Origin of the sequence: Terribacillus saccharophilus, from assembly GCF_000725365.1 — a bacterium.
Taxonomy (GTDB): domain Bacteria; phylum Bacillota; class Bacilli; order Bacillales; family Amphibacillaceae; genus Terribacillus; species Terribacillus saccharophilus.
Genome location: NZ_CP008876.1, coordinates 134872 through 160576, shown reverse-complemented (window position 1 = coordinate 160576; position 25705 = coordinate 134872). Strand labels below are relative to the sequence as shown.

Sequence of the window (25705 nt, the reverse complement as noted above, 5' to 3'; positions counted from 1 at the left end):
CGAGAGGGTATTTTTCATTTTTACAAATCTTCTCCATTACTCGCTATCACTTGTTTAAACCAGTCAAAGCTTTTCTTTTTCGTTCTTTCCATTGTACCTTTGCCATAGTCATCTAAATCAACATGGATGAAACCATATCGCTTACTGACCTCAGAAGTTGACACGCTGATAATATCAATCGGTCCCCAGCTGGTAAAGCCCATTACTTCCACTCCATCTTCTGCTATAGCTTTTCCTATTTCCCTTATATGTTCTCTCAAGTAATCAATTCGATAATCATCTTGGAAAACGCCATTTTCATCCTTCACATCGATTGCACCAAGTCCATTCTCCACAATAAACAATGGCTTTTCATAGCGATCGTAAAGCTTATTCAGCGTTACGCGCAAGCCAACAGGGTCAATCTGCCAGCCCCATTCAGATGATTCCAAGTAAGGATTTTTCAAACCAGAGAATAAATTCCCAGGTGCTCTATCCCCTTTGGGACCAGCACTCTCAACAAATGACATGTAATAGCTGAATGAGATGAAATCTACCGTGTTTTCCGCCAAAATCTTCTCATCTTCCGGACCCATTTCAATATTGATGTTTTCCGCCTCGAAATGCTTTTTGATCAAGTTCGGATAATGTCCTCTGACCTGCACATCCGTATAGAAGAAATTCATCTGATCCTGTCTAAGCGCCTTTAGGACATCTGCTGGATTACATGTCTCCGGATAAGTTTCCAAACGGGCTAGCATACAACCGATTTGAGCTGATGGGATAATCTCTCTGCACAATTTCACAGCCTGCGCACTTGCCACGAACTGGTGATGAAGAGCCTGATAGACTGCTTGATCAATATTATCAAAACGGTCATTTATGATTCCTCCAGCATTGTAAGGTGCTAATGGCATCGCATTTATTTCGTTAAAAGTAAGCCAATATTTCACTTTATCCTTGTAACGGTGGAAAACTGTTTCCGCAAAACGGGTGAATAAGTCAATCAAAGCCCGATCTGCCCATCCATCATATCTCTGCACAAGTACAGCTGGCATCTCATAATGCGATAGTGTAACTAACGGTTCAATATTATACTTGGCAAGTTCATCAAAAACCTTATCATAGAATGCTAAGCCTTCTTCATTAGGAGCTACATCATCTCCGTTCGGGAAGATTCTCGCCCATGATATAGATAAACGGAAAGTTTTGAATCCCATCTCTCCAAATAGAGCTATATCTTCTTTATAATGGTGGTAGAAGTCCACTCCCCATCGCTTCGGATAAAGAGTATCACCTGCATCTTCAAATGCTTGTTCAAATACTTCTGATGTAATATGAACAGCGTTATCTCCCGTTCTTTCTTCCTTCGGGATAAACGGAATCATATCAGCAGTAGATAAACCTTTTCCCCCTAGATTGTAGCCACCCTCTAATTGATTAGCAGCAGTTGCGCCGCCCCAAAGGAAATCTTCCGGAAATATATTCTTCATTGTGAAACTCCTCCTAATTGAATTCAATTATTCGCTTTAAAAAACAGTTTTTCGTTTTTGGAAATCTCAGTCGCTTTTGTTGATTCCATTTCTGGAAACTGACTTCCGTTCGTAATGATCACCATAGTGACTAAATTGTAGCCTTCGTTTGTTATGCTCGTCCCGTCAAAGAGTACCAACTCTTGTCCCTTTTCCACCTTCTGGTCCTGTTCTACCTTCAGCTCAAAATATTTACCTTCTAAATTGACTGTTTCAAGTCCGATATGAATCAGCAGCTCCAAACCATTTTCTGATCGGAGGCCAATAGCATGCTTGGTAGGGTAAACCATCGCTACTGTTCCTGCAAATGGAGCAACAAGGACACCATCAGCCGGCATGATTGCAACTGATTTACCAAGAACCTCATCTGAGAATGTCTTATCAGGCACTTCGGATAGCGGTACTACTTTTCCTGTCAAAGGACTTGCGATATCTTCAGGTGCGGCTGCTGTATCTGTATCATCTGCCTTACTAAGGATTGGCTGCTCTCCTTCTTCCACTTCATCCTTGAAACCAAATACCAGAGTTAGCACAAAGGCTATTACAAATGCAGCTAAAATGGATAACCCAGTATAAACTAGATTCATAGCATTATCAGGGTCTATATAAACCGGAAATGCTTCTACACCTTGTACTACAAATCCAAAACATTTTACCCCAAAGAATACAGCCATTCCCCCGCCAACTGCACCAGCAGCCATTGTAGCGTATAAAGGACGCTTTAATTTTAAGTTCACACCGAATACCGCAGGTTCCGTAACACCAAGGAAAGCTGATATACCTGATGATACAGCAATAGACTTCATTTTCTTGTTTTTTGTGCGGAGCGCTACAGCGAATGCAGCTCCAGATTGCGCTAAACTGTTTACTATATTCAACGGCAGAATCGCCGCATCATATCCATATCTGCCCATATTCTGCAAAATAATTGGCGCAAACCCATAATGCATACCTGTAACGACGAACAATGGTAATAGTCCGCCAATTAAGATACCAGCGAAAGGACCAATTGCTTCGTATAGCCAAGCAACACCTATGCCAACATAATCACCTATAACAAAACCAATCGGACCTGCCACGATAAGTGTGAAAGGTATCATGATAAGGAATACAAAAGTTGGCGTTAAAATGACTCTTAAAGCTGCAGGGACAATAGCATTAACCCATTTGAATACATAGCTCAGCACCCATACAGCAAGTATGATCGGGATGACCGTTGCACTATAACTAATAAAGGAAACAGAAAGCCCTAGAAATTGAAGTCCTTCTTCTCCGCTTGCAACCCCGTTCGTTATAGTCGGATAAAGCAGCGCTCCCGCCAGTGCAATGGATAAATATTCACTGACTTGGAATCGCTTAGCCGCCGAAACCGCGAGCAGGAATGGCAGGAAGTAGAAAGCGGCATCTGAAATGATTGTCAATACTTGATAAGCATCACTCTCTACCGAAACCCAGCCCAGCACCTGCATCAGGGCTAAAATACCTTTCATCATTCCCGCGCCAGCAATAGCTGGGATTACGGGGGAAAATACGCCGCTGATCATATCAAGGAAACTGCTCACCAGATTCTTCTTTTGTCCGCTTTGATTATCCTTCGTCTCTGCACTGATCATGGAGTTTAATTCCTTGAATACATCGGAAACTTTATTTCCAATGATTACTTGGAACTGTCCATTCTGGAACTGAGCTCCCATTACACCTGGTATTTCTCTAATACGATCCACATTAACTTCAGCTTCTTCGTTTACGTGAAATCGGAGTCTTGTAACACAATGCCAAGCCCGGATTATGTTTTCATCTCCGCCTATACTATCAATTATGTCTCTTGCAATTTTGGAATTATCCATCATCAATCTCCTATTCTATATAAATAAAAAAACCTAAATATATCCATCTGATAGATGAGTATATTTAGGTTATGCCTGATCGAATCAGTAACACCCTAATCAATTTTTTTCGTTCTGGAAGTCATTCGATGCAGGTGAAGGGTTAAATACGTCAATTCATCCTGCGTTGTGTGCCATCCATATTCAGACTGCAAATGCTTCGCTATTTTCCGGGCACACTCGAAGGAGCTTTCATATCGTACTTTGATAACATCATATAAAGATATTGGCTCTGGTTCAGCTTCATTTTCCTTATTTAGCTGTCTTAGAATAAAATATCGGAGATGCGTTAGGAATCGTGAATAGTTCATGGAGTTTTCATCGAGCCTCATCTGAAAATGATAGCTTATGATACCCAGTATTCTATTCGTAATCTCTGTGATTTGCATTGTCTCGGACATCTGTTCCTGTTGATATTGCGCATTTACGAAATGAAGTGCTATTGAACTAGCTTCGAAATCAGGCAGCTTGATTTTGGTAAATCTAAATATGATATTCAGCGCTTCCCGGCCTACTGCATACTCCCGAGGATAAAGCTTCTTTACCTCCCAATGCAGCGGATTCTTCATCAAGATACCTTTATTATGTCTCTCCATCGCAAAATTGATATGATCAGCCAAAGTGATCAACAGCGCATCACTTAATTTCATATCCAGTATGCGTTCACCGGCTTCAATGATGCTATTCGTAGCAAGGATATACTCTCCTGGGATTTGATCTAATATTTTAAAAGAGTAATTGGCATGACTGGAATTCAGTGTATATATCTTGTCGATTGTTGCTTCGTCGATCATGTCATATTTCCTTTTATTGAATCCCACCCCTTTTCCCATCACGATAACCTCATTGCCACTATTATCAACAGCTAATACTACGTTATTGTTAAATGGTTGCTTTAATTTCATAGGAATCCCTCTACTTTAAAGATAAAATTAAAAAAACCAATTATAAAAGCCGAAATCTCCCCTGGAAGACTTCAACAATTATAATTGGTTATGCCTGATCGAATCAGTAACAATCCAAGAATTTTCTTAATCATAGCATCAAATTGAAAACGTTGTCAATACCCTCGTAGGAATATATACTCACAGCGTATACTGCTTATGATTTGCTATTATTCTCAACAAAACGTTTAATTCGCTTCATCGCTTCCGTTAGCTGCTTCATCGAAGTCGCATAAGAACAGCGAATATAGCCTTCGCCGCTTTCCCCGAATACACTTCCAGGTACAACGGCCACCTTTTCTTCAATCAGCAGAGCTTCCGCAAAAGCTTCTGAAGTCATTCCGGTTTCTTTAATAGATGGGAAGATATAGAAAGCTCCGCCCGGTCTGTTGGTCATCAAGCCCATTTCTTCGAAAGCTGATGTAACAAAGTTCCTCCGCTGACGATAGCTTTTTCTCATATGCTCTACACTGGCAGATCCACTTCGCAGCGCTTCTACTGCGCCGTATTGAGCCATTGTTGGCGCGCACATGATCGTATACTGATGAATTTTCGTCATTGCTTGGATCAGTTCAGCAGGCCCCGCAGCATAACCGAGACGCCAGCCTGTCATCGCAAATGATTTAGAGAATCCGGAAATGAGAATCGTGCGATCCTGCATATTCGGTAAGCTGGAGAAGCTCACGTAATCAGCTTCATAGCTCAGCTCTGCATATATCTCATCAGAAAGGACGAGCAAGTCATGTTCTTCCACAAGCTCTGCAATCGGCAGCAATTCCTCTCGATTCAGCATAGTGCCGGTCGGGTTATTCGGATTACATAGGATAATGGCCTTTGTTTTAGATGTAAGAGCATTCTCCAACTCTTCCGGCTGCAGCTTAAAGCCATTCTCCGCTTTCGTACCGACAGAGACAGGTACGCCTCCTGCCAATGAAACAGCCGAAGCATAAGCAACAAAACATGGTTCGACGATGATAACTTCATCACCCGGGTTAAGAATCGCCCGCAAAGCAATATCAATTGCCTGGCTCGCTCCTACCGTCACGATTACTTGATCAGCAGGGCGGTAAGTCACAGCGTATGTTGTTTTAAGATAATCAGAAATCAGTTCCCGCAATTCCATCAGTCCAGCATTAGCTGTGTAAGCTGTATATCCTTGCTCGAGCGAATGATAGCTTGCTTCAATAACATTCCATGGCGTGACGAAATCTGGTTCACCCACTCCCAAGGAAATAACATTCTCCATTGTAGAAGCTAAGTCGAAGAAGCGACGAATCCCAGATGGTTTCAAAGCATCGACGTGCTCCGCAATGAAGCGGCTTGTATCTAAACTCATGGACTCACCGGCATTCTGCGATCATTATTGTCATCCTCACCGAAGATGATGCCATCATGTTTATACTTTTTCAAGATGAAGTGAGTGGTCGTCGAGATAACAGTGTCCAATGTGGACAGCTTTTCTGATACAAAGCGCGCCACCTGCGACATAGTTTTGCCCTCCACCGAAACGGATAAATCATATGCACCCGACATCAAATAAACAGCTTTCACTTCCGGGAAACGATAAATACGCTCTGCTACATCATCGAATCCTTTGCCTCGAATAGGCGTTACCTTTACATCAATCATGGCAGTCACACCTTCATGACCACGCACTTCCGTCCAATCGATCAACGTTGAATAACCATGAACAATTTGCATTTCCTCAAATTTACTGATAGCTGCTTCTACTTCATCAACGGACAGCTCTACCATCCGAGCTATCATATGTACATCCATTCTTCCGTTTTTCTCTAATAGCTCTAATATCTCTATCTCTTTCTTATCCAAGTCTGTCACTCCTCTATTACCTTAATGGTGTACGTTCTATTTTATCTGAAAACAAAGAATTGAGAAACCGAAAACGGATACACCGTCGAGATTATCCGATAATGATCCGTTCTTCCGGATTTCGCACGGCCGTCTTCTTGATTCGGAAAGCTAATGCGAACGCTATTGTAATCGGTCCAACACGGCCCATGAACATGAGGAGGGAAAGAAGCATCTTACCAGGTTCGGAAAGCTCCGGCGTCAATCCCAGTGTCATCCCAACCGTCCCGAAAGCAGAAAGTACTTCGAACGCAATATAATTGAGTGCAGCACCTTTCTCCGTAATAGCAAGTAAAAACACGAATAGCGATACGAGAAGAACAGAATATGTCGTGATCGAAAATGCCCGGAACACTAAATCACCCGGTATCCGCCGATTTCTAATATTCACTTCCTGCTTCCCTTTGATCAGTGCCCATACCGCGAACAGCAATATGGCAAATGTAGTGACTTTAATGCCCCCAGCCGTTCCTCCAGTTCCGCCGCCGATAAACATAAGTGCCATTGTTACCAACTGTGATCCTAATGTCAGATCAGCTGTATTCAACGAATTGAAACCAGCAGTTCTTGGAACTACGCCATGGAAATAGGAAGCCAATAGTTTATCATTCCATGGCAGATTTCCGATAGTGGCTGGATTACCATACTCCAATAAAAAGATTAATATTGTCCCGATAGCGACAAGTATAGCAGACATCCATAAAACAACTTTTGTATGAAGCATCAGCCGTTTTCCTTTTTTCTTCTGTAAGATATCAGCTACGACGATGAAGCCGATTCCACCTAATATCAGAAGACTTGTCAACGTAAGATTTACTATCGGATCACCAACAAAAGCAGTCATGCTACTGAAATCTCCCATAATATCAAATCCGGCATTATTGAAAGCAGATATTGAATGAAAGAGTCCGTAATAAAAAGATTTCAGATAGCCAAACTCATCCCCCCAGTGAATCCCGAGGATAATCGTTCCAATCACCTCACAAATAACTGTGAATAAGAGAACAAACCGCACCATTCGGACAATACCTTCGTACGAATTCTGATTGAGTGATTCTTTGACTAAATGCCGCTCCTCAAAGCTTATATTGCGGCGAAGCAGCAATGCGATGAATACTGTGAGTGTCATAAATCCTAATCCGCCTATCTGGATAAGACACAACAGTACAATTTGGCCAAATAAAGTAAAGGTGGTCTGTGTATCGACCACTACCAGCCCTGTCACGCAAACAGCTGAAGTTGCTTCGAATAGCGCATCAATAAATGAAAGATGGTGTCGATCCGCTGTCGCCATCGGAAGCATCAGAAGAAACGTACCCAATGCGATTAACACGAGAAATCCCAGCGCAAAAAATTGTGGCGGGTTGATCTTTATACGATGAAACAGCTTTCTCCTTCTAGTCGCCATGTCTATACAAGTCCTTTTATAGTTTTGTTTTACGTCTCACTTATACTATATATTATTCGATTATAATACTGAAAAAAGTGTGAATATGCTATGGTATATTGTAGCTAAATGAAGAAAAGGATGTTCGACATGCATATAGCAATTATTGGAGCAGGAATAGCGGGCTCTGTTACCGCTTATAAACTTGCCAAAGCGGGCATGCAGGTAACCGTAATCGATCGTTTTGACCAAGGACAAGCAACAGATGCAGCTGCTGGAATCGTCTGTCCATGGCTCTCTCAGCGACGAAACAAAGATTGGTATCAGCTAGCAAAAGGCGGGGCTCGCTATTACCCGGAGATTATTGAGGAACTTCGACTTGATGGCGAAGAGGAAACAGGCTATAGCCGTGTAGGTGCCTTAAGCTTGCATCAAGATGCCAAGAAATTAGAAGCCATGCAGAAACGAGCAGAAAAACGCAGAGACGATGCTCCTGAAATGGGAGACATTACCCTGTTGGAAGAAGATGAAGTACGTAAGATTTTCCCATTACTTGCACCAGGGTTCGGTGCCGTACACGTCAGCGGAGCAGCTCGTGTCGACGGCCGGGCTTTACGCAATAGCTTGCATCGGGCAGCCAAGAAATACAACGCTCATTTCGTTTCAGCCGATGCTCACCTTTCAATGAATGCAAATCAAATCGTTGTGACAGCTGGCGATGAAGAATGGATACCTGATCAGGTTGTAGTCACAGCCGGAGCTTGGGCCAAAGAGCTGCTCGAACCGTTAGGCTATTCACTGCAAGTCAGCTTCCAGAAAGCACAGATTTGTCATTTGCAGCTGGACGCTGCTCAAACAGAAGACTGGCCAGTTATTATACCGCCCAACGATCAATACCTGCTTGCCTACCCAGATGGCAGAATGGTAGCTGGAGCCACACACGAGAATGATGAAGAAATGAATACAAAAATCACCGCTGGCGGTGTGCATGAAGTGTTAAGCAAAGCCATCGAGCTTGCACCTGAACTAGCAGAGGCTAAGTTAACTGAGACCCGGGTTGGATTCCGGCCATTTACACCGGGCTTTCTTCCGGTATTCGGCCGCCTTCCAAAGCATCAAAATCTTTATGTAATGAATGGACTGGGCGCATCAGGTCTTACAATGGGGCCATTTGTCGCCTCTCAGCTCACGAAGTTGATACTAGGACAAGAAACCGATCTCGACATTTCTGCTTATAATCCGCTAGGTGCGCTATTATAAAGTAAGCCCATGGTCAGCATGGGCTCTTTGTCATAATCAGGAACAGCAAGCCATCAGACTCCCGATTAAATCGATTGATTTCCCGGAAGCCGGCCTTTTCATAAAGGTGGACAGCACGTTCATTGAAAGCAGCTACCGTAAGCCGGTATTGATTCTGCTCGATATTTTCTTTGATCCACTTCAGGATTTCAGAGAAAAACTGCGAACCTCTCCCTTGACCCGTCTTTTCGGGTACCATACCGACTCCGATATCCAAATAGGAATCGTCACTATAGTCACCGCCAAGCACTCGTGCATCATCTCCAACACAGAAATATCCAAGCAGGATCCCGTTTTCGTAGACTCCATAATAGTCGCCGACCATGAGCATCATGACTGCACCTTCTGTGTAGGTGAGGTTATAGAGATCATAAGGCGGGGAATAGCGCCAATGCAATACAGCATACGCATCATCTGCAGTTAGTGATTTTATCTCATATCCCATCAAAAGGACTCCTTCTATCAGTTATTGCTTGTATTATAGCATTTTCCATCTACAGAGAAATGGGTATACTTGAACTTAAGAAAGGACGGTATCATTATGGAATTGCGGCAGCTACGTTATCTGATCGAAATCGTAAAACAGAAAAGGCTGACAAAAGCAGCAGAAAGCCTGCATGTCTCTCAGCCTGCTCTCAGCAAAACGATCAAGAGTTTGGAAGAAGAACTCGGGATTACCTTATTCAAACGTACGAACAAATCCACTACCTTGACCGATGCAGGCAAAGTAGTACATACCTATGGTCAGCAAGTGCTTGCCCAATTGGACGAAATGCAAACGACACTCCAAGATCTTACTGATCTGAAACAAGGAGCTGTCACTATCGGGATTCCGCCTATCATCGGCAGTCTCTTCTTTCCTAAAGTAATGGCTCGCTTCCACCAGACCTATCCGAATGTCACAATCAATATTACCGAATATGGGGCTGCCCGGGTCGTAAAGGCGGTTGATGAGGGGGAATTCGAGCTTGGTGTTGCTGTTTTGCCCCTTGATGAAACAGAGTTCAATTATTATCCGATTGTTGAGGAAGATATGAAGCTGATGGTACATCGGGAGCATCCGCTTGCAGATCGGGAATTGGTTGAGCTGAAGGAATTAAAGGACGAAGATTTCATTTTCTATAATGAAGAATTTGCGTTACACGATATTATGCGAAAACGCTGCATCGAAGAAGGCTTCGAACCGCATATCCTCTTCAAGAGCGCGCAGTGGGATTTCATCAGTGAAATGGTTGCCGCTAACTTGGGCGTCAGTCTGCTTCCTGAATCCATTTGTAATCGTACTTATAATGCAGATATCCGCATTATTGATTTAACGCCCTCCATTCCGTGGAATCTGGCTATCATCACAAAAAAAGACAAATATATTTCCTATGCTGGAAGACGTTTTATTGAATTTTTCCTTTAATTAAATATAACTTTTAGTTATACACAATATAATATATATGTATTTTACGAATACGTGAGACCGCAGTATGATGGAGTTATCAATAATAGTTATGGATAACTTTCTGTTAGGAGGAAGAATTATGGTACGAAAAACGATTACCATGCTTTCTCAGCTAGCGATCATTCACGTATTTTATTTTGCCGGTGTCGGCTTAGCACATATATTATCTCTTCCGGTACCAGGCTCCATCGTAGGTCTGGTCTTGTTGTTACTAAGCTTATTTGCAGGCATCGTCAAACTGGAATGGATCGAGAAAGCAGGGGGCTGGCTATTGGCTGAACTTCTGCTTTTCTTTGTCCCATCAGCTGTCGGTATCCTGAATTATAAGGAGATTTTGAACTGGCAAGGTCTAGAGACAGTGCTGCTGATTCTTATCAGCACCTTCATCGTAATGGCCGCTACTGGATTCACCGCTGAGAAGCTGTACAGAAGAAAAAGAAAAGGAGGACACACACAATGACTACCGCACTGATTATCTTAATAGGCACCATTGTAACCTACGTCATCTACCGCGCCTCAAAAGTTGTTTACAAGAAATGGCCCATGCCGTTCTTCCACCCGCTGCTGCTGTGTCCCCTTATTCTTATCGGCATCATTCAATTGTCTCATTTACAGCCAAGTGACTATGCCCTATCTTCAAGCCTTTGGACACATATGCTCGGGCCAGCTACTGTTGCCTTTGCTATTCCAATTTATAAACATGCTCCCTTGCTGCGGAAGAACATCATGATCATTCTAACGAGTATTGCAGCCGGTACATTGGTAGCAATCGGTTCTTCTCTGCTTTTGAGTCTCGTTATGCGTTTCAATGGCGATTTACTGATCAGTATCCTGCCTCGATCCATTACAACACCTATCGCAATTGAAGTATCGAAAACGATTGGCGGCTTACCGACCTTGACGACTGTCTTCGTTATCGTTACTGGTGTGACAGGCGGTATCATCGGCCCGTATGTTATTCGACTGATGGCACTCAAATCCCCTGTTGCCCGCGGTTTGGCACTTGGAATGGGAGCTCATGGAGTGGGCACCAACAAAGCAATGGAATATGGTGAGCAAGAAGGTACATTCTCGACTATCGGAATGATTATGGCTGCCGCTATGACATTGATTTGGGGAGGCTTGCTCATCCCTTCCTTATTGAACATCACCATCCTATGAAAAAAAGCATTTGCCGAAAATGGCAAATGCTTTTTCTTATGCATGTTTTTTGCGAAGAACGAACATGCATACTGTGATGATTACGAAAGCGGTGAATGCCAGCAAAGGAATCGTGATGAATCCGAGCCAGTTGATATAGTGACCGGAACACGGCACACCGCTGGAACAGAGGCTCGCTCCTTGTAAAGCAGGAACCTTTTGATGCAGGTAGTGATAGCCTGAAATTAGTATTCCGAGAATACTAAGCGGCAGCACATACTTGTAGATTCGAACATCATTTTTATAAAATGCGATACCGAGTATGATAGCCAGCGGATACATAAGAATACGCTGGTACCAGCATAATGTACATGGCACGAATTTCATGATTTCACTGAAATAGAGACTGCCCAGCATCGCAATGACTGCAGTTACCCAGGCAAATAACAGGCTCTTATTCATCAGTTCGCCTCCTGCGTTTCCTCATCTACCATATCGATCAAGTCGTTCATGTCTTGACCTTCAAATAGTTTTCCATTGACGAAGATAGTAGGTGTACCTTGCACACCAAGTTCATCTGCAAGTTCTTTATCCGTTGAAACAGCATCGTCGGTTCCGTTATTCTGATACACTTGCAGCACCTCTTCCGCTTCCTCAGCGCTGACTACTTCACGAAGCTTGTCCATTAGGAAATCATCGGAAAAGCTTGTATTTAAATCTTCTGCAAAGAGAACATCATGGAATTTCCAGAATCCATCATCTCCAAGCACTTGGTAAACTGCCTCACTGAATTTTGCACCCTTCTCAGAGTCTGCATTGATGATTGGCATATTCATAAAGTAAAAGCTAGCCTTGCCAGTCTGAATTAATTCCTGATCGATTACCGGGAAATTATTATCATGGAACTCTTGGCAGTGGATACACTTGTAATCGCCGAATTCAACTATTTTAACCGGGGCATTTTCATCACCGAGGAAAGGCTGACTGCTGTAGTCGATGTCCTGCGCCTCATCACTGGAAGACCCTGTATAATTATTAATGAGGACCAGTGCTACTACTAAAAGGACAATCGCCAAGACAACCCACACAATGACCTTAGATGCTTTAGAAGCAGCCCCTGATGTATTGCCAGCGGATTTCTTCTTTTTTGCCATCTCACTATCGCTCCTTTATTACATAAAATAAGATGATAGATTTCTTCTATCACATAACATCATAACATTAAAAAGTAAAAATGGATGCCTTGCAACAAATTTGATTACAGGTATTTTATGCGCAAGTTTCACACTAAATACTTCACCCGTTTGAATTAGTTTGTGAATTGCATTACAATATAATAGTTCTGATTATGACCTTTTTTTATGGGTATCACGGAAAGAAAAGAAGGGATTTACTTGAAAGAATATCATTTACCACAGGCACCAGCGCGCCTTAGTCTGCGGGATGCATTGCGCGTCAGATCCGCTGCCTACCCATGGAATCGAGCAATTGGATCTGGCATTGCCACCTGCTTGCCGATATTGATTGGTTTACTGTTAGGTGACATCATCCATGGATTTTCAGCTGCGCTTGGTGCTTTCACATTCTTATATATAGGAGCAGAAACGTATAAACAAAGAGCTAAGAAGCTCGCTGCCGTGGCTATATGCCTTGCTGCCGCCATGGTGCTCGGAAGCCTGCTTGCTCCCTATACACTTATACTCTCTATAGTCGCAGGTATCATTGGTATTGTTGCCTTTTATGTCCTGAACACCTTGCAGCAACTCATACCAGGGCCAATGTTCTTCGTTTTAATATTCTGCATGGCTACTGGTCTGCCCGTAGACCCACAGAGTGCTTGGGAACGAGGATTCTACGTCCTGCTTGGAGGAGCACTATCCTGGCTTCTTGCCATGGCAAGCTGGCTCTGGACAAAAAAGAACCACGAAAAACAAGTTCTTATCAAATCTTACAGACAGCTTATGGCAATGCTGCAATCCATTGGGACACCATCGTTCTATCAAATGCAGCACCTTACCGTCCTGACCTTAAAGCAAACTGACCGAATCATCTATGCAGCCAAAAGGCAGCCAGCTGCGCTGCGTTTACATGAACTTGCAACTGATATTTTCTATACATTGACGCAGCTCAATAATGATGGACTCACACCTGACATGCGAAAATCCTTGGAAAATCAGCTGACCGCAGTCGTCGATGCACTCGAAAATGCAAAAGGCAACTGGCCTGCATATACAAAGTCAGACCAGTCAGTAGTACACAATCTACAGCTTGAGTTGGAGCAAGCATATGAACTTGCTACACAATCAACTAAAGAGGAAACAATCCATGTTGAGACAGAATCGGCATGGAGTGCGCTTCGAAATGGTATTTCACGTAAAAATATTACTGTCCGGCACGCTTTATTTTATGGTTTGTTTATTATGATCGCTTCGCTGCTGGCACATGGTCTGGGATTCAACCGGCCATATTGGGTGCCTGTAGCATGTGCGGCTGTACTTATCGGTGCAAATACGACGCTCACTATTCATCGTGCAATTCAACGCTCACTCGGCACCATTGTTGGTACGATAATAGGCGGATTAATCTTATCATTGGAACCGTCCGGAATTTACCTGATTCTTGTTGTCGGTCTGCTGCAGCTCTGCGTTGAACTAGTAATTGTACGCAACTACGTTTTTGCTAACATGTTCATTGCTCCTCTCGTCCTTGTACTGGTAGAAACAATGAATCCAGGCAATACTGTCAGCTATTTTGTCACAGCGAGGGTTGTTGATACAATTGTCGGAAGTACGATTGCCATTGTGGCCGTTTTGCTTTTATGGCGAGGTATCCATACGCGTTTCCTCCCTATCATATTGAAGGAAACGATTGTGAATATGCAGGAGCTGCTCCGTGCAATCCATTCAAATGATCAGCAAAAGAAACATACCAAAAAGCTAATGAACAGTTTAATCGAATTGCGAGCTGCCTATGACCGCAGCCTTGGCGATTTCTCAGCTTCCCAGCAGCAGGCAGAGGTTTTATGGCCAGCCATCATGCACACGCAGCATGCAGGATATTTGCTCATGTCTTTACGCAAGAACAAAGATAAATTAACGGAATCACAGTATGACGCAATTCAGAACCAGCTTGGCGGTATTATGACCAGTCTAACAACACGACAGCCAGTATCCTTTGAAAGGTACGATGAGCTCGATTTACAGCAGGAGCTAAACCAGCTGCAATCTGCTCTTCAGCAGCTTCATAAATCAAATAATGCGACGAAGCTCGCACCAAATTGACCTTCTCTGACTGCAGAGAAGGTTTTTTTGTGTTACAGGTACGAGAAAGAAGGGTACGATTAAACACAAGAACCAGAAGACAGGAGCGGTATATCATGCAAACAGAACAAAAAAAACGCCCAGTCGTTGCTTTGACAGGAGCGAGCGGCTACATAGGCAGCCATCTATTGGATAAATTGAAAGAGCGTTTTGACATTATTGCCCTATCACGGAGCGGTGACAAACGAGAAAACACAGAACAGGTAACATGGCGGTCTTGCGATTTATTTTCCCAGATCGATACTGAAAAAGGTCTTCAAGGAGCCGATATCGCCGTCTACCTTGTCCATTCGATGAGCCCCTCTGCCAAGCTAACACAAGCAAGATTTGAGGATATGGATGTCATTTTGGCCGATAACTTTGCACAAGCCGCCAAGAAAAACGGCGTGAAGCAAATAGTTTATTTAAGTGGGATTATTCCTCCGGAGGAAAAATTATCCCGCCATCTCCGCAGCCGATTGGAAGTAGAAAAAATACTTGGATCTTACGGCGTACCCGTTACGACAGTTCGAGCAGGATTAATCGTCGGTCCGAAAGGCTCTTCTTTCCCGATTGCTGAAAAATTGGTTAAAAGACTGCCAGTTATGGTGTTGCCTAGCTGGACAAGGACGAAGACTCATCCAATCGCGCTTGCAGATGTACTCACCGCCTTACAAAAAAGTGTCGGCAATAAAGATGTTGCTGATAAGGCAATTGATGTCGGCGGCCCAGAAGTCATGACGTACAAAGAAATGCTCGAGCACCTTGCCGGCGTAATGGGTAAAAAGCTCCGCAGTTTCAATGTACCATTCCCAACTGTTAAGCTCTCCCGTCTATGGGTGAAACTTATTAGCGGTATGCCAAAAGAGACAGTTTACCCATTGATCGAGAGCTTGTCCCATCCAATGGTTGCACAGCAGTCACATTATGTCGAGGGTATCAGCAATGGCAAAATTTCCTTTGATGAAGCTGCCAAAGCAGCAATGGAAGAAGAACAGAAAAGTAAAGATTCCAAGCATAGCAAGAAGCCATCACTTCCTTCGCTTCCGCCTCGTCAGGATGTGCGTTCGGTGCAGCGCATGCCGCTTCCTTCCGGCAAGGACGCAGATTGGGCAGCCAGACACTATATGAGCTGGGTTGCTGATTCACTTCGGCCTGTCGTTCGGACAGAAGTCGATGAAAACCTTAACTGCAAAATTTATTTGACTTTCATGCAGAAACCGTTACTGATTCTGTCCTACGCCAAGGAAAGAAGCACCGAACACCGCGCCCTTTATTACATTACTGGCGGCTTGTTCGCGAATGTTAAAGATACACAGAATGGCCGAATCGAGTTCCGTCAGATACCCGGCAAAGAGGAGATGATCGTTGCCATTCACGAATATTTACCTTCATTACCTTGGTTCGTCTATAAATACACTCAAGCTCCTATTCATATGCTTGTTATGTTCTTGTACCGAAAACATCTTGAACGACTAATTCGTAATAAGCAGCCTGGTTTTCAGTTACCACAGCTTGCGGCACAGCATTGAAAAAAGGCAGCGCCTAATGCGCTGCCTTTTCTTATTCACCGCTTCCCCCATCCATCGAGAAAGTGTTGTTATTGTTGTGCAGAACCATATCCATTACAATCATGACAGCAATATAAGTAAGCAAATGTGATTCATCCTCTATTTGCATTTCATACGTATCGCCCCAGGTGAACCACTTCTTTGTTACATGCATCAGCGGACCATTTTCATCCGTCAGCGTGTACTGGTGTGACCAAACGTCTCCATCCAAACTCCAGTTGTGCGGCTTTAACGAGAAGTTTGCTTTGAAAAATGTGAAGTTCTTAATTACTTCGGCAACTTGTTCGCCATTTTCTTCAATGATATATCTTGGCTTCCAAAAAGATAGCTGCTGCTTGATCTCAACAAGCGGCTGATCATCCAGATTGGTGATCGTCAGCCGATCCTGCAGAGAAAAGAGTTTGCTTTTGACACGGTAAAGCTCCCGTTGGTCTGCATCAAATACCGAAAAGCTATCCTTGAAGCTGAATACTCTCTGCTTGATATAATATGTCCCCATTGCCGCACCTCCGCAAATTCTTATTCCCTTCATACGAAGGTACGGAAGCTTTTGTTCCAATTTCTAAATAAGTTTGGTTTTTTCTTTCGACACGACACGTTCTATACTCGCATACCGCTGGCGCAGTGCCATTTCACAGAACAAGATGCCAAGCAGTGTAAGGACAATATAGCTGAAGCCCATACCATATTTGCCAACCGATTCCCCCATGATAATTCCTCCTGCGCCGATTAGCTTTCCGAATTGGAACACAAAACCATGGAAAGCCATGTATGTCCCGCGTTTCGTATCATCAACCATGTCAGCCAGCATGCTTTGCCTCGTAGGTACATACATCAGTTCTCCAAAAGATAAGATCAACACTGATACCGCCAATAGGAACGGACTGTTGCTGACAGCCATGATGGTGAATCCTATACCAAACATAACAAAGCCTGTGTACATAACCAGACGCTCATTATGACCTTTAATCAGCTTAGTGACCAATCCGGTGAAGAGCACAATCAACAGAGTATTTTCTACAGTCAGAAGACTGACCAGCCGCAGTCCATCTACAGATAAACTGAAGCCGAAAATAGACATACTCATCTCTGTGATATCTTTCTCCATGCGAACCGTCAAATAATTGCTCCGCTGGAACTCAAGCGAAAGGATAGCAATGCCGCTAAGTACAAACAGCAAGAAGGCTCTGTCTTTGCCAACACTGCGGTAACTTTGAAACAAAGATTTTAACCCAAGGTCTTTCTTTTCTCCAACTGCTGTACGAACTGTAAATGTTTCTTGGATGAACATAATTGTAATTACCATCGTGATGACCGACATGACGACCAAACCAAGAAGCAGCTGGAACATATAATCCTGAAACAGCCAACCGCCTATAGTAAGACCAATCATCATAGCCAGATTATTCGCCCAATAGTTAATCGCATACATATAAGCACGTGTTTCCTGTGTACTCACATCAATCAGCATCGCCTCTTGGGCTGGCATGATCATTCCGCTGGCAATACTAATCACCATCAGCATGGCAAAGGTGACTGAAGCAGAAGTGAAATTTGGTGTATTAGCAAGCACCATACCAATAAAAGCTGCCGCTTTAGCCGCTTCACCAAGTACCATCATCCGCTTTCTGCCGATTCGGTCAGCTAAGTGTCCGCCATAAAGACTTGCCAGGAACTGAATGACAACATTGACCATCATCAGTACCCCTGCTATTGTCGCATTCATTTCTTGCACAAAATAAACCGCCATAAACGGGAAGATCATGCTGCCAATCATGCGACTCATAAATGAAGTATAAATTCGTATTCGTATATTCGGATGCAGACTTCTGAACATTTCTGCTCCCCCCTCTCTCTTTTTTCCATTATGTAGGAGTTCAAAAGAGGTAAAAAGTGTATAATTTTAATAAAGATGTCACCTTTTAGGAGGGAAATACAACTTGGATATTAGCTACTACTTAATACGAGCACACTTATACGAGAAAGAAAGAAACGGGCAAGTATCGTGTACGCTGCAGGAAATTGAAGCTATCTGGCAATGTACGAGAAGACATGTCATCCGTAAACTGAAGAAGCTGGAGCAGCTCGGACAGCTCCGTTATCAGCCTGGACGAGGCAGAGGCAGAAAGTCCACTCTTACGTTTCCTAGTGATTTTCGCGAAGAAGTAGAAAAGTTTTTGAGATTCTGTATTCAGGAAAACAAACCTACTATCCTCTTCCAGCTCTTACAGCTGCCAATCCCCCGCCACTGGTATGCCCATATGACAGAGCTGGAGCAGCTTTTCGGCTATCAGCAACAAGAAGGGCAGGATACACTTCGCACCGTTTTCAACCGGCCAATTACAACACTTGATCCATGCGCGAGCTCGATTACCTTTGAAAGCCATCTGATTGAGCAGATCAGCGATACACTTGTTATCTACGATCAAGAAACGGACAGCGTGCACCCCCACCTTGCCCATCATTGGAAAACGAATGAAGATAATACAGAGTGGTTTTTCTATTTGCGAAAAGGAGTTCTTTTTCATCACATGCGGGAGATGACATCAGAAGATATAGCATATACAATAGACCGTTTCAAACCAGATTCACCTTATTATTGGCTCGTTAGTGATGTAGTGCAGACAGAAGTGATTGATCGTTACATCATCCGTTTCCAGCTAGCGAGATCAAATCCATTTTTCCTTCGTTATATGGCGAGTGTAAGCATGGCCATCCTTCCCCGAGATGTGCTGTTCAATGAATATGAATGGGTTGCAACTGGACCTTATCAGTTGAAAGAAAGAACGGAGCAAAAACTTGTACTCGAGGTTTTCCCATCATACTTCCATATGCGGCCTTTTCTGGATAGAGTTGAGATGTGGCGAATCAAGCCCGGAGAAAAGAAAGTAAATTACAGTTTGTCCGAGCAGGGACCGACGCAATCTCACTATGAAGTCGAGCAAGGGTTCCGATTTCTTGCATTCAACTTTCATCGTGATTCTATTATTCAGGATAAATATTTCCGTGAAGCTATGTATCACTTAGTAGATACCGAGAGGATTTTCACCGAATTAAATCTAGAGCAGTTGTTCGGTAAACTAAAACATGCCAGCAGCTTCTTTCTTGAAAAGTCCGTTGCACCTATAAAGAGTGAGCAGAAACTGAAAGAAGCACTGAAAAAATCAGCTTATCAGGGTGAGCCATTAAAGGTTGGTGTTCTGCGTCATAAATCTACCGGAATTCAGGCCGAATGGCTGTTACAAGAAGCAGCTAAGTATGGCATAGTCCTTGAATTATGCGAATACGAACTGGACAGTATTTACAACAAAAACGAGATGCTTGCATTCGACATGGCCTTCATGGGGGAAGTTGCCAATATCGACCGGGAACTTTCCTTCATTGGCGCCTTCAAGAATGAAGCGTTGTTATTCCGGACATACTTTGGCCCATCACACCTTCGAAAGATTGATACTTATTTAGAAGCTTTCAAAAACGGTAAAACAAAAAAAGAAAGATACAAGATTGCCGACAAAATCGAATCTTATCTTCACCAGGAACGATTGATTATCTTCCAAAACCACCCGATGAAAGAACGAACCCATACCGCTTTCCTGCAGGATTTTGAGCTGACTGGCTTCGGCCATCCGAATTTCCGTAGATTATGGATTGATAGATTGGCATAAAAAAAGCACCCTCAGGGTGCTTTTTACTTGGCTTCCTTCTCATTTTCGATGATATCTAGTATTTGATTCTTTAGTATTTCTGCTTTTGGTCCGTAGATTGCTTGAATACCATTGCCCACTTCCAGCACACCTTTGGCTCCAAGATCCTTCAAAGCGTCTCGATCAACCTTGCTTTTATCATGGATCCCAACACGAAGACGCGTGATGCAGGCATCAAGATTGCTTATATTCTCTTCTCCTCCAAGTGCAGAGAGAACTTGTAATGCTTGGTCGCTGTTCTTTTGCCCTTTTTGCTTCTTCTTGTACTCTTCCTTTGTCACCAGTGCATTTGATGCACCACGGCCAGGCGTCTGCAGATTCCATTTTTGAATTGCAAAACGGAAGACTGCATAATAAACAGCAAACATGCAGATTCCGACAATCGGTACATACCACCATGGTTCCCCAACACCCGGCAGAATACCGAACAACGTAAAGTCGATGAAGCCTGAGCCTCCCGCATATCCGATATTTACATCTAGTACATACATGAGCATGAAAGAAAGCCCCGCCATCAAGCAATGGAAGATGTACAAGATTGGCGCCGCGAATAGGAAGGTGAATTCTAACGGCTCGGTAATCCCTGTAAGAAATGCCGTCAGACCCGCAGTTAGTAAAAGTCCTCCGACTGCTTTCCTGTTTTCCGGCTTAGCAGTGTGATACATAGCAAGTGTGATAGCTGGCAAACCGAATAGTACGAACGGGAATTTCCCAGCCATGAAGCGCCCTGCCGTTATCTCTACCGCACTATCTACTTGACGATCAGCAAGCTGCGCCATATACATCGCCGTATCACCGGATACCATTTGACCGGCTAGCGTCATATACGTTCCACCCACTTCCGAGAATCGAATCGGAATGTAGAAGATATGATGCAGCCCGAATGGAATGAGTGCCCGCTCTACCAAACCATAGATGAACAGATAAAATGGCGGTGTATTTTGTCCAGCCAGCTGATTGCCCAGCCAGAAGATACCATTTTGAATCGATGGCCAAACAAATGAAAGAAGAAGTGCTATAACGATCGAAACACCTGCTGTCACAATCGGTACAAAACGTGCTCCGCCGAAAAAGGAAAGCACTTCAGGCAGCTGGAAATCATGAAAACGCTGATAAAGCGCTGCTGCCACAAAACCGATGATGATACCCCCAAACACACCGATTTGCAGTGTTGGTATGCCTAATTCTGTTGTGTAACCCGCTTGGCTTGCATTCTCAGGTGTCACACCCACCACGATTCCGATAACCGTGTGCATAATAATGTACCCCACAAAAGCCGATAAACCAGCAGCTGCTTTTCCGCCTGTCCAGCTTCCTGCAATTCCGATGGCGAATAAGATACCTAAGTTCGAGAAGATGACACTCCCCGCTCCACGCATCAGCTCTCCGAATGTTTGCCATCCTCCGCTTTCTAAAAACGGAAAGTACTCAATAAAGTACGGAGACTGCAGCGTTGTCCCGATACCGAGCAACAGCCCTGCTGCTGGCAGCAAGGAAATGACGACCATGAAAGTCTTTCCGACTCGCTGGAAGAAATCAAAGCTGAATATATTTTTCATAATTCTACCACTCCTCAAAGAAAGCGTTTACTATATAGTGCAAAGAAAAGGAGCTTTACTCCTTTCCTCACTTCAATTCCGGCCAAAAATCACCGTTTGCTTCAATCAATGCATCCAGTACTTCCCGCGCCTTTTGAGCAGAAACGACCGTTCTGTTCAACGTCAACGCCTGCAAGGCCTTTTGATAGGAGTTCTCTACATATGCTTCTACTGTGAGTCTTTCATAGGCATATTGCCCTTCGATCAATCCCTTATAAAAGACCGGAATCTCTCCGACCGCATATGGGCGTGGCCCATTCGCTGTCAAACTCGCAGCCACTTCTACCATTGCATCGTCTGGGAGATTAGATATGATACCGTTATTTGGAATGATTACGATGAAATTATCCCCTTTATTATAAGCGATTGACTCTGCCACAATCAGGATGAACTCTCCATGTGCATCGTTATGCACGACAGATGCACCAACAGTTGTTCCTTTATCTACTACCTCACGGCATGCTTCGAACACACGCTTCTCACGACCTTCCATCACCTCGTTCGCTCGAGTGTGTGTTGGGTCTAATTTCTTCAGCACTTTATCCGGATACAAATAATATTGTAAATACGTATTCGGAAGATAATCCGGGAAGTCACGTACTGTCTGTTCGACCATCGCATACGTATCCAGCCAGGATTGATCACGCTGCTCATAATCTACAGGACGGAAGCCTCCGTCTAAAATCATTTCGCGTAGTTCTGGCAGCAGATCATTACCGGATTCATCATATAAATGTGTGAACCAGCCAAAATGGTTCAGACCGAAGTAAACCGGGTCGAATGATCTTGGGTCACGTTCTAGCAATCTGCCATAGGATCTGAGCAGGTTCTCAGGCTGATCACAAATATTCAAGATTCGCTTATCATTCGGGAACAGCTGCTGCAAAGCATCTGCTACAATCGCTGCAGGATTCGTGTAATTTAGAATCCACGCCTTTGGATTATGTTCTCGTACATCCGTGACAAGCTGCGCCATATCCTTGATGGAACGCAAACCATATGCAAATCCACCGGGGCCGCATGTCTCTTGACCGATAACTCCGTGCTGGAGCGGAATTTTCTCATCCTGCTCCCGCATCCCATATCCCCCAGTTCGCATCTGAACAAAGACGAAATCAAGTTCTTGGGCATAAGCTGCTTGTTTATCTGTTGTATACTCAAATTCAAGTTCCGGGTATTCTTCCTGGAATAATATTTTGGCGAATTCACCGATAACTGCTTGTCGTTCTTCATTCACGTCAACCATTGTTAATTTCCCAATTGGGAAAGAATTTTTTCGAACACATAAGCTTTTCAAAAGTCCAGGCGTCCATGTACTTCCGCCTCCGACAATAAGGATATTGAATTTCTTCATGTTGACCTCTCCATTCTCTATATCTAATATCTATGCCCTTACTCTATCAGCAACGAAAGCGATTACAGTAAAAGTTTCATATTATGAAACTTTTGGTTTACAATGATACGTGAGAGGGGGATCACCATGTATAATTTCTTCGCAAAGCTACAGAACTTCCTGGAAGCATCAACCGACCATTCCACTTCCGATCATACGATAGCGGAATATATTCTCCGCCATGTCTCCGAGATTCCGAATATGACGATCTATGAATTAGCAGAGGCTTGTCACCTCTCTCCAGCAACAATCTCCCGTTTTTGTCGTCGTTTCGAAAGCATTTCATTCAAGGAACTAAAGGAACATGCCAGCGAATTCAATGACTTCAATCGGACAGAAATACACCAAGGACCAGAATCAGACATGATAGTTGGTTTACCCGATTATTTTGAGCAAGTAAAGAAATCACTTGCTCAAACAGAAAAACTGCTGCAAGAGGACATATTGCAGCAGGCCGCAATCTTAATGCATGATGCTAATAAACTATCTTTCTTCGGCGTCACGTTTTCAAATGTCGTGGCCAAAAACGCACAAATCAAATTCATGCGGTTAGGAAAACATACCGCATCCTACAGCAATCATGAAAACCAGATCATCGAGGCAAATGCAATGATTCCCGACGACCTTGCCATTGTGATTAGTTCCTCCGGTGACACGCGTTTCATTGTAAAACTAACAAAAGAACTGTCTAGAAATGAAGTTCCAATATTAGCAATTACGAGCAACCCGAGTAGCTATTTAGGACAACACGCAAAGCTTATTATTCAGATAAGCGGACAGAAAATGGATGGCTATAAATCTCCCATACTGGAAGAAATCAATCTGCAAGCAGCCGTGAATATGTTGTATCTGCACTACTCTGGACGATACAACTGAAAAAGGACTGCTAGGTAAGCAGTCCTTTATGGTTTTAAAATGACTTTGATACAGCCATCTGTTTTTGTATCGAATTTTTCGTAGCCTTCCTTAGCTTGATCAAGCGGAAGGATATGCGTGATGATATCAGCTAAATCGACCTTCTGATCCTGAAGCAGACCATGTAAATAGGGCATCGTGTGAATAACAGGAGCTTGTCCGCTCTTGATTGTGACGTTGCGCTGGAAGATATCCCCGAAAGGAAATGCATTGTAACGGCCGCCATATGCCCCTGTCACTTGGATATTACCGCCCTTGCGTACGCACTGTGCCGCCATGACGAATGCCCCTAATGCTCCGCCCTGTAGCTTCAGTCCGCTTCCGATAAACTCCATTGGCGTCATCTTTCCATCCATGCCGACAGCATCGATGACGACATCAGCTCCGCCTTTGGTTATTTCCTTTAAGTACTCCCCTGTATTCTCATGTTGTTCGAAATTCACTACCTCTACATTATTGGTACGCTTGGCATGTTCCAGACGATAGTCGATGTAGTCAACAGCAATAACCCGTTTGGCACCTTTCAGCCAAGCGAATTTCTGTGCTAGTAAACCGACCGGGCCACATCCAAAAATGATGACCGTATCTCCAGGTTTTACGCCCCCATTATCAACAGACCAGAAAGCTGTTGATCCTGCATCTGCCAGCAGAATCAGCTGTTCATCTGCTACTTCGGAATTCTCGGGAATCTTGAAAGGCACAAAGTTACCATAAGGCACTCTCATGTATTCCGCTTGTCCGCCCGGATAGCCTCCATTGTTATCTGAGTAGCCAAAATAAGCACCCATCTGTCCGTTTTCATTGCTGTTGTCACATTGGCTTTCCAAATCATGCTGACAGAAAAAGCACTCCCCACAGCTCACATTGAACGGAATAACAACGCGGTCACCCTTTTTCACTTTTGTTACCTCGGGACCGACTTCCTCCACGATACCCATCGGTTCATGGCCGATAATATAATTCTCTGGCATATTCGGAACCATGCCATGAATCAAATGCAAATCAGAACCGCAAATCGCTGTAGCAGTCAGCTTCACGATAATATCATCCGGTTTCTTGATAGAAGGTGCCTTTACTTCTTTTACACGAACATCTTTAATCCCTTGATACGTAACTGCCTTCATTGCTGATTCTCCTTCGATTCGGTATTGGTCGGCGTTGCAAACATACCGAGACGGTCGGTGTCATACGGGAACAAATCCATGCTGACTACATCGATTGCTGTATTGGCAGCCTTCCGGTCAAATGGAAACTGCGATTTCGGGTCGGCTGGAAACAGCCAGTTGTGCTGAGCCATCAAAGAAGAAATAGCGCCCTGCATCTCAATTGCTTCATCCAAATGACGAACAAGGGTTTGTCGGAGCTCGGGATTTACAGCTTCTGTTATGGCGATTGCATAGTTGTTCACTGCCGACTTTGCAGTGATAAGCATTTCCGTACAAATGGCGGAATCCATCAGATCAGGCATGCCTTTGGCGTTTTCCGGATCTAAGTAGTCACGCATCTGCTTCACCTTCCTTTAATAACTGAGACTTGCTGTACAGCTCCTCCAGTTCCCGAATTTGGCGTACTGAGGTTTCCACGTCTTTCTCCATCAGCTGCTTGATTTTTTGATCAAACACAACACCTTGCAGAAACTTCGCCTTCATGACTGCCGTTGTCTTGAAGTTCAGCAGCTCATGAACTTCCATCGTTTCATGCGGTGCCAGTTGTTGATTATCGCTCATCGTTCATCCTCC

At 43.8% G+C, this 25705-nt stretch carries 24 protein-coding genes; 8 read left to right on the top strand and 16 right to left on the bottom strand.

Features of this window, described 5'->3' with window-relative positions:
* Positions 1-20: 20 nt before the first annotated feature.
* The 6 genes from GZ22_RS00810 to GZ22_RS00785 form a co-directional block, all read right to left on the bottom strand.
* On the bottom strand, positions 21-1472 hold the full coding sequence (locus tag GZ22_RS00810) for a glycoside hydrolase family 1 protein (RefSeq protein WP_038557758.1): 1452 nt from the start codon (positions 1470-1472) through the stop codon (positions 21-23).
* 23 nt (positions 1473-1495) lie between these two features.
* The gene (locus tag GZ22_RS00805) at positions 1496-3361 is read right to left on the bottom strand and encodes a beta-glucoside-specific PTS transporter subunit IIABC (RefSeq protein WP_084160604.1); all 1866 of its coding nucleotides are present in this window, start codon (positions 3359-3361) and stop codon (positions 1496-1498) included.
* A gap of 92 nt (positions 3362-3453) precedes the next feature.
* On the bottom strand, positions 3454-4302 hold the full coding sequence (gene licT / locus GZ22_RS00800) for a BglG family transcription antiterminator LicT (protein WP_038557755.1): 849 nt from the start codon (positions 4300-4302) through the stop codon (positions 3454-3456).
* A 196-nt stretch (positions 4303-4498) separates the two neighbouring features.
* The gene (locus GZ22_RS00795; protein ID WP_038557753.1) at positions 4499-5677 is read right to left on the bottom strand and encodes an aminotransferase; all 1179 of its coding nucleotides are present in this window, start codon (positions 5675-5677) and stop codon (positions 4499-4501) included.
* Positions 5674-6171 (bottom strand): Lrp/AsnC family transcriptional regulator, encoded by a 498-nt coding sequence (locus GZ22_RS00790; RefSeq protein ID WP_084160603.1) that lies wholly within the window; start codon positions 6169-6171, stop codon positions 5674-5676. Before GZ22_RS00790 ends, GZ22_RS00795 begins: the two co-directional genes overlap by 4 nt.
* A gap of 91 nt (positions 6172-6262) precedes the next feature.
* Complete coding sequence (locus tag GZ22_RS00785) at positions 6263-7618, bottom strand: TrkH family potassium uptake protein (protein ID WP_038557750.1); 1356 nt, start codon at positions 7616-7618, stop codon at positions 6263-6265.
* A 129-nt stretch (positions 7619-7747) separates the two neighbouring features.
* On the opposite strand from GZ22_RS00785, the gene GZ22_RS00780 reads away from it, so the two are divergent.
* Positions 7748-8857 (top strand): NAD(P)/FAD-dependent oxidoreductase, encoded by a 1110-nt coding sequence (locus GZ22_RS00780; protein ID WP_038557749.1) that lies wholly within the window; start codon positions 7748-7750, stop codon positions 8855-8857.
* A gap of 13 nt (positions 8858-8870) precedes the next feature.
* Here GZ22_RS00780 and GZ22_RS00775 read toward each other — a convergent pair whose 3' ends face one another.
* Positions 8871-9341, bottom strand: a complete 471-nt coding sequence (locus GZ22_RS00775) for a GNAT family N-acetyltransferase (protein WP_038557746.1) — start codon at positions 9339-9341, stop codon at positions 8871-8873.
* Positions 9342-9437: 96 nt separating this feature from the next.
* Here GZ22_RS00775 and GZ22_RS00770 point away from each other — a divergent pair, with 96 nt between their 5' ends.
* The 3 genes from GZ22_RS00770 to GZ22_RS00760 all read left to right on the top strand — a co-directional run bounded on the left by GZ22_RS00770 (position 9438) and on the right by GZ22_RS00760 (position 11507).
* Positions 9438-10304 carry a LysR family transcriptional regulator gene (locus tag GZ22_RS00770; protein ID WP_038557744.1) on the top strand — a complete coding sequence of 289 codons (867 nt, stop codon included), beginning with the start codon at positions 9438-9440 and terminating at the stop codon, positions 10302-10304.
* A gap of 121 nt (positions 10305-10425) precedes the next feature.
* Complete coding sequence (locus GZ22_RS00765; RefSeq protein ID WP_038557742.1) at positions 10426-10806, top strand: CidA/LrgA family protein; 381 nt, start codon at positions 10426-10428, stop codon at positions 10804-10806.
* Positions 10803-11507, top strand: coding sequence for an LrgB family protein (locus GZ22_RS00760; RefSeq protein WP_038557741.1), 705 nt, complete (start codon positions 10803-10805; stop codon positions 11505-11507). Before GZ22_RS00765 ends, GZ22_RS00760 begins: the two co-directional genes overlap by 4 nt.
* Positions 11508-11543: 36 nt before the next feature.
* On the opposite strand, the gene GZ22_RS00755 is transcribed toward GZ22_RS00760, so the two are convergent.
* Together GZ22_RS00755 and GZ22_RS00750 are read right to left on the bottom strand one after the other, a co-directional pair.
* Positions 11544-11948 (bottom strand): disulfide oxidoreductase, encoded by a 405-nt coding sequence (locus GZ22_RS00755; RefSeq protein WP_038557740.1) that lies wholly within the window; start codon positions 11946-11948, stop codon positions 11544-11546.
* A complete protein-coding gene (locus GZ22_RS00750) occupies positions 11948-12640 on the bottom strand; it encodes a DsbA family protein (RefSeq protein WP_038557738.1) in 693 nt (230 codons plus the stop codon). Before GZ22_RS00750 ends, GZ22_RS00755 begins: the two co-directional genes overlap by 1 nt.
* A 240-nt stretch (positions 12641-12880) precedes the next feature.
* Here GZ22_RS00750 and GZ22_RS00745 point away from each other — a divergent pair, with 240 nt between their 5' ends.
* Both GZ22_RS00745 and GZ22_RS00740 read left to right on the top strand, forming a co-directional pair.
* Entirely contained in the window at positions 12881-14767 is a 1887-nt protein-coding gene (locus tag GZ22_RS00745) for an FUSC family protein (protein WP_038557737.1), read from the top strand.
* Between the two features lie 95 nt (positions 14768-14862).
* Positions 14863-16317 carry an NAD(P)H-binding protein gene (locus GZ22_RS00740; protein WP_051747901.1) on the top strand — a complete coding sequence of 485 codons (1455 nt, stop codon included), beginning with the start codon at positions 14863-14865 and terminating at the stop codon, positions 16315-16317.
* A gap of 31 nt (positions 16318-16348) precedes the next feature.
* Here the strand turns inward: GZ22_RS00740 and GZ22_RS00735 are convergent, their stop codons facing one another.
* Together GZ22_RS00735 and GZ22_RS00730 are read right to left on the bottom strand one after the other, a co-directional pair.
* Positions 16349-16855 carry an LURP-one-related/scramblase family protein gene (locus GZ22_RS00735; RefSeq protein ID WP_038557735.1) on the bottom strand — a complete coding sequence of 169 codons (507 nt, stop codon included), beginning with the start codon at positions 16853-16855 and terminating at the stop codon, positions 16349-16351.
* 63 nt (positions 16856-16918) lie between these two features.
* Positions 16919-18193 carry an MDR family MFS transporter gene (locus GZ22_RS00730; protein ID WP_038557734.1) on the bottom strand — a complete coding sequence of 425 codons (1275 nt, stop codon included), beginning with the start codon at positions 18191-18193 and terminating at the stop codon, positions 16919-16921.
* A gap of 103 nt (positions 18194-18296) precedes the next feature.
* Here GZ22_RS00730 and GZ22_RS00725 point away from each other — a divergent pair, with 103 nt between their 5' ends.
* Positions 18297-20021, top strand: coding sequence for an ABC transporter substrate-binding protein (locus GZ22_RS00725; RefSeq protein ID WP_038557733.1), 1725 nt, complete (start codon positions 18297-18299; stop codon positions 20019-20021).
* Between the two features lie 23 nt (positions 20022-20044).
* On the opposite strand, the gene ptsG is transcribed toward GZ22_RS00725, so the two are convergent.
* Together ptsG and GZ22_RS00715 are read right to left on the bottom strand one after the other, a co-directional pair.
* On the bottom strand, positions 20045-21619 hold the full coding sequence (gene ptsG, locus GZ22_RS00720; RefSeq protein ID WP_099046348.1) for a glucose-specific PTS transporter subunit IIBC: 1575 nt from the start codon (positions 21617-21619) through the stop codon (positions 20045-20047).
* 67 nt (positions 21620-21686) lie between these two features.
* The gene (locus GZ22_RS00715) at positions 21687-23012 is read right to left on the bottom strand and encodes a 6-phospho-alpha-glucosidase (protein WP_038557731.1); all 1326 of its coding nucleotides are present in this window, start codon (positions 23010-23012) and stop codon (positions 21687-21689) included.
* A 126-nt stretch (positions 23013-23138) separates the two neighbouring features.
* Between GZ22_RS00715 and GZ22_RS00710 the strand changes: the two genes are divergently transcribed.
* Entirely contained in the window at positions 23139-23927 is a 789-nt protein-coding gene (locus GZ22_RS00710) for a MurR/RpiR family transcriptional regulator (protein WP_038557730.1), read from the top strand.
* Between the two features lie 26 nt (positions 23928-23953).
* Here GZ22_RS00710 and GZ22_RS00705 read toward each other — a convergent pair whose 3' ends face one another.
* Genes GZ22_RS00705 through GZ22_RS00695 form a run of 3 tightly spaced genes read right to left on the bottom strand, consistent with a single transcriptional unit; the run spans position 23954 to position 25693 of the window.
* The gene (locus tag GZ22_RS00705; RefSeq protein WP_038557729.1) at positions 23954-25090 is read right to left on the bottom strand and encodes a zinc-dependent alcohol dehydrogenase; all 1137 of its coding nucleotides are present in this window, start codon (positions 25088-25090) and stop codon (positions 23954-23956) included.
* Entirely contained in the window at positions 25087-25470 is a 384-nt protein-coding gene (locus tag GZ22_RS00700; protein ID WP_038557728.1) for a spore coat protein, read from the bottom strand. The genes GZ22_RS00705 and GZ22_RS00700 overlap by 4 nt, the downstream gene beginning before the upstream one ends.
* A complete protein-coding gene (locus GZ22_RS00695) occupies positions 25463-25693 on the bottom strand; it encodes a hypothetical protein (protein WP_038557725.1) in 231 nt (76 codons plus the stop codon). Before GZ22_RS00695 ends, GZ22_RS00700 begins: the two co-directional genes overlap by 8 nt.
* Between the last annotated feature and the right edge of the window lie 12 nt (positions 25694-25705).

Bases quoted from the DNA above. Each gene is read 5' to 3' on its own strand.
- GZ22_RS00810 (WP_038557758.1), bottom strand. From the start codon at position 1,472: ATGAAGAATATATTTCCGGAAGATTTCCTTTGGGGCGGCGCAACTGCT.
- GZ22_RS00805 (WP_084160604.1), bottom strand. From the start codon at position 3,361: ATGATGGATAATTCCAAAATTGCAAGAGACATAATTGATAGTATAGGC.
- licT (WP_038557755.1), bottom strand. From the start codon at position 4,302: ATGAAATTAAAGCAACCATTTAACAATAACGTAGTATTAGCTGTTGAT.
- GZ22_RS00795 (WP_038557753.1), bottom strand. From the start codon at position 5,677: ATGAGTTTAGATACAAGCCGCTTCATTGCGGAGCACGTCGATGCTTTG.
- GZ22_RS00785 (WP_038557750.1), bottom strand. From the start codon at position 7,618: ATGGCGACTAGAAGGAGAAAGCTGTTTCATCGTATAAAGATCAACCCG.
- GZ22_RS00780 (WP_038557749.1), top strand. From the start codon at position 7,748: ATGCATATAGCAATTATTGGAGCAGGAATAGCGGGCTCTGTTACCGCT.
- GZ22_RS00775 (WP_038557746.1), bottom strand. From the start codon at position 9,341: ATGGGATATGAGATAAAATCACTAACTGCAGATGATGCGTATGCTGTA.
- GZ22_RS00770 (WP_038557744.1), top strand. From the start codon at position 9,438: ATGGAATTGCGGCAGCTACGTTATCTGATCGAAATCGTAAAACAGAAA.
- GZ22_RS00765 (WP_038557742.1), top strand. From the start codon at position 10,426: ATGGTACGAAAAACGATTACCATGCTTTCTCAGCTAGCGATCATTCAC.
- GZ22_RS00760 (WP_038557741.1), top strand. From the start codon at position 10,803: ATGACTACCGCACTGATTATCTTAATAGGCACCATTGTAACCTACGTC.
- GZ22_RS00755 (WP_038557740.1), bottom strand. From the start codon at position 11,948: ATGAATAAGAGCCTGTTATTTGCCTGGGTAACTGCAGTCATTGCGATG.
- GZ22_RS00750 (WP_038557738.1), bottom strand. From the start codon at position 12,640: ATGGCAAAAAAGAAGAAATCCGCTGGCAATACATCAGGGGCTGCTTCT.
- GZ22_RS00740 (WP_051747901.1), top strand. From the start codon at position 14,863: ATGCAAACAGAACAAAAAAAACGCCCAGTCGTTGCTTTGACAGGAGCG.
- GZ22_RS00735 (WP_038557735.1), bottom strand. From the start codon at position 16,855: ATGGGGACATATTATATCAAGCAGAGAGTATTCAGCTTCAAGGATAGC.
- GZ22_RS00730 (WP_038557734.1), bottom strand. From the start codon at position 18,193: ATGTTCAGAAGTCTGCATCCGAATATACGAATACGAATTTATACTTCA.
- ptsG (WP_099046348.1), bottom strand. From the start codon at position 21,619: ATGAAAAATATATTCAGCTTTGATTTCTTCCAGCGAGTCGGAAAGACT.
- GZ22_RS00715 (WP_038557731.1), bottom strand. From the start codon at position 23,012: ATGAAGAAATTCAATATCCTTATTGTCGGAGGCGGAAGTACATGGACG.
- GZ22_RS00710 (WP_038557730.1), top strand. From the start codon at position 23,139: ATGTATAATTTCTTCGCAAAGCTACAGAACTTCCTGGAAGCATCAACC.
- GZ22_RS00705 (WP_038557729.1), bottom strand. From the start codon at position 25,090: ATGAAGGCAGTTACGTATCAAGGGATTAAAGATGTTCGTGTAAAAGAA.
- GZ22_RS00700 (WP_038557728.1), bottom strand. From the start codon at position 25,470: ATGCGTGACTACTTAGATCCGGAAAACGCCAAAGGCATGCCTGATCTG.
- GZ22_RS00695 (WP_038557725.1), bottom strand. From the start codon at position 25,693: ATGAGCGATAATCAACAACTGGCACCGCATGAAACGATGGAAGTTCAT.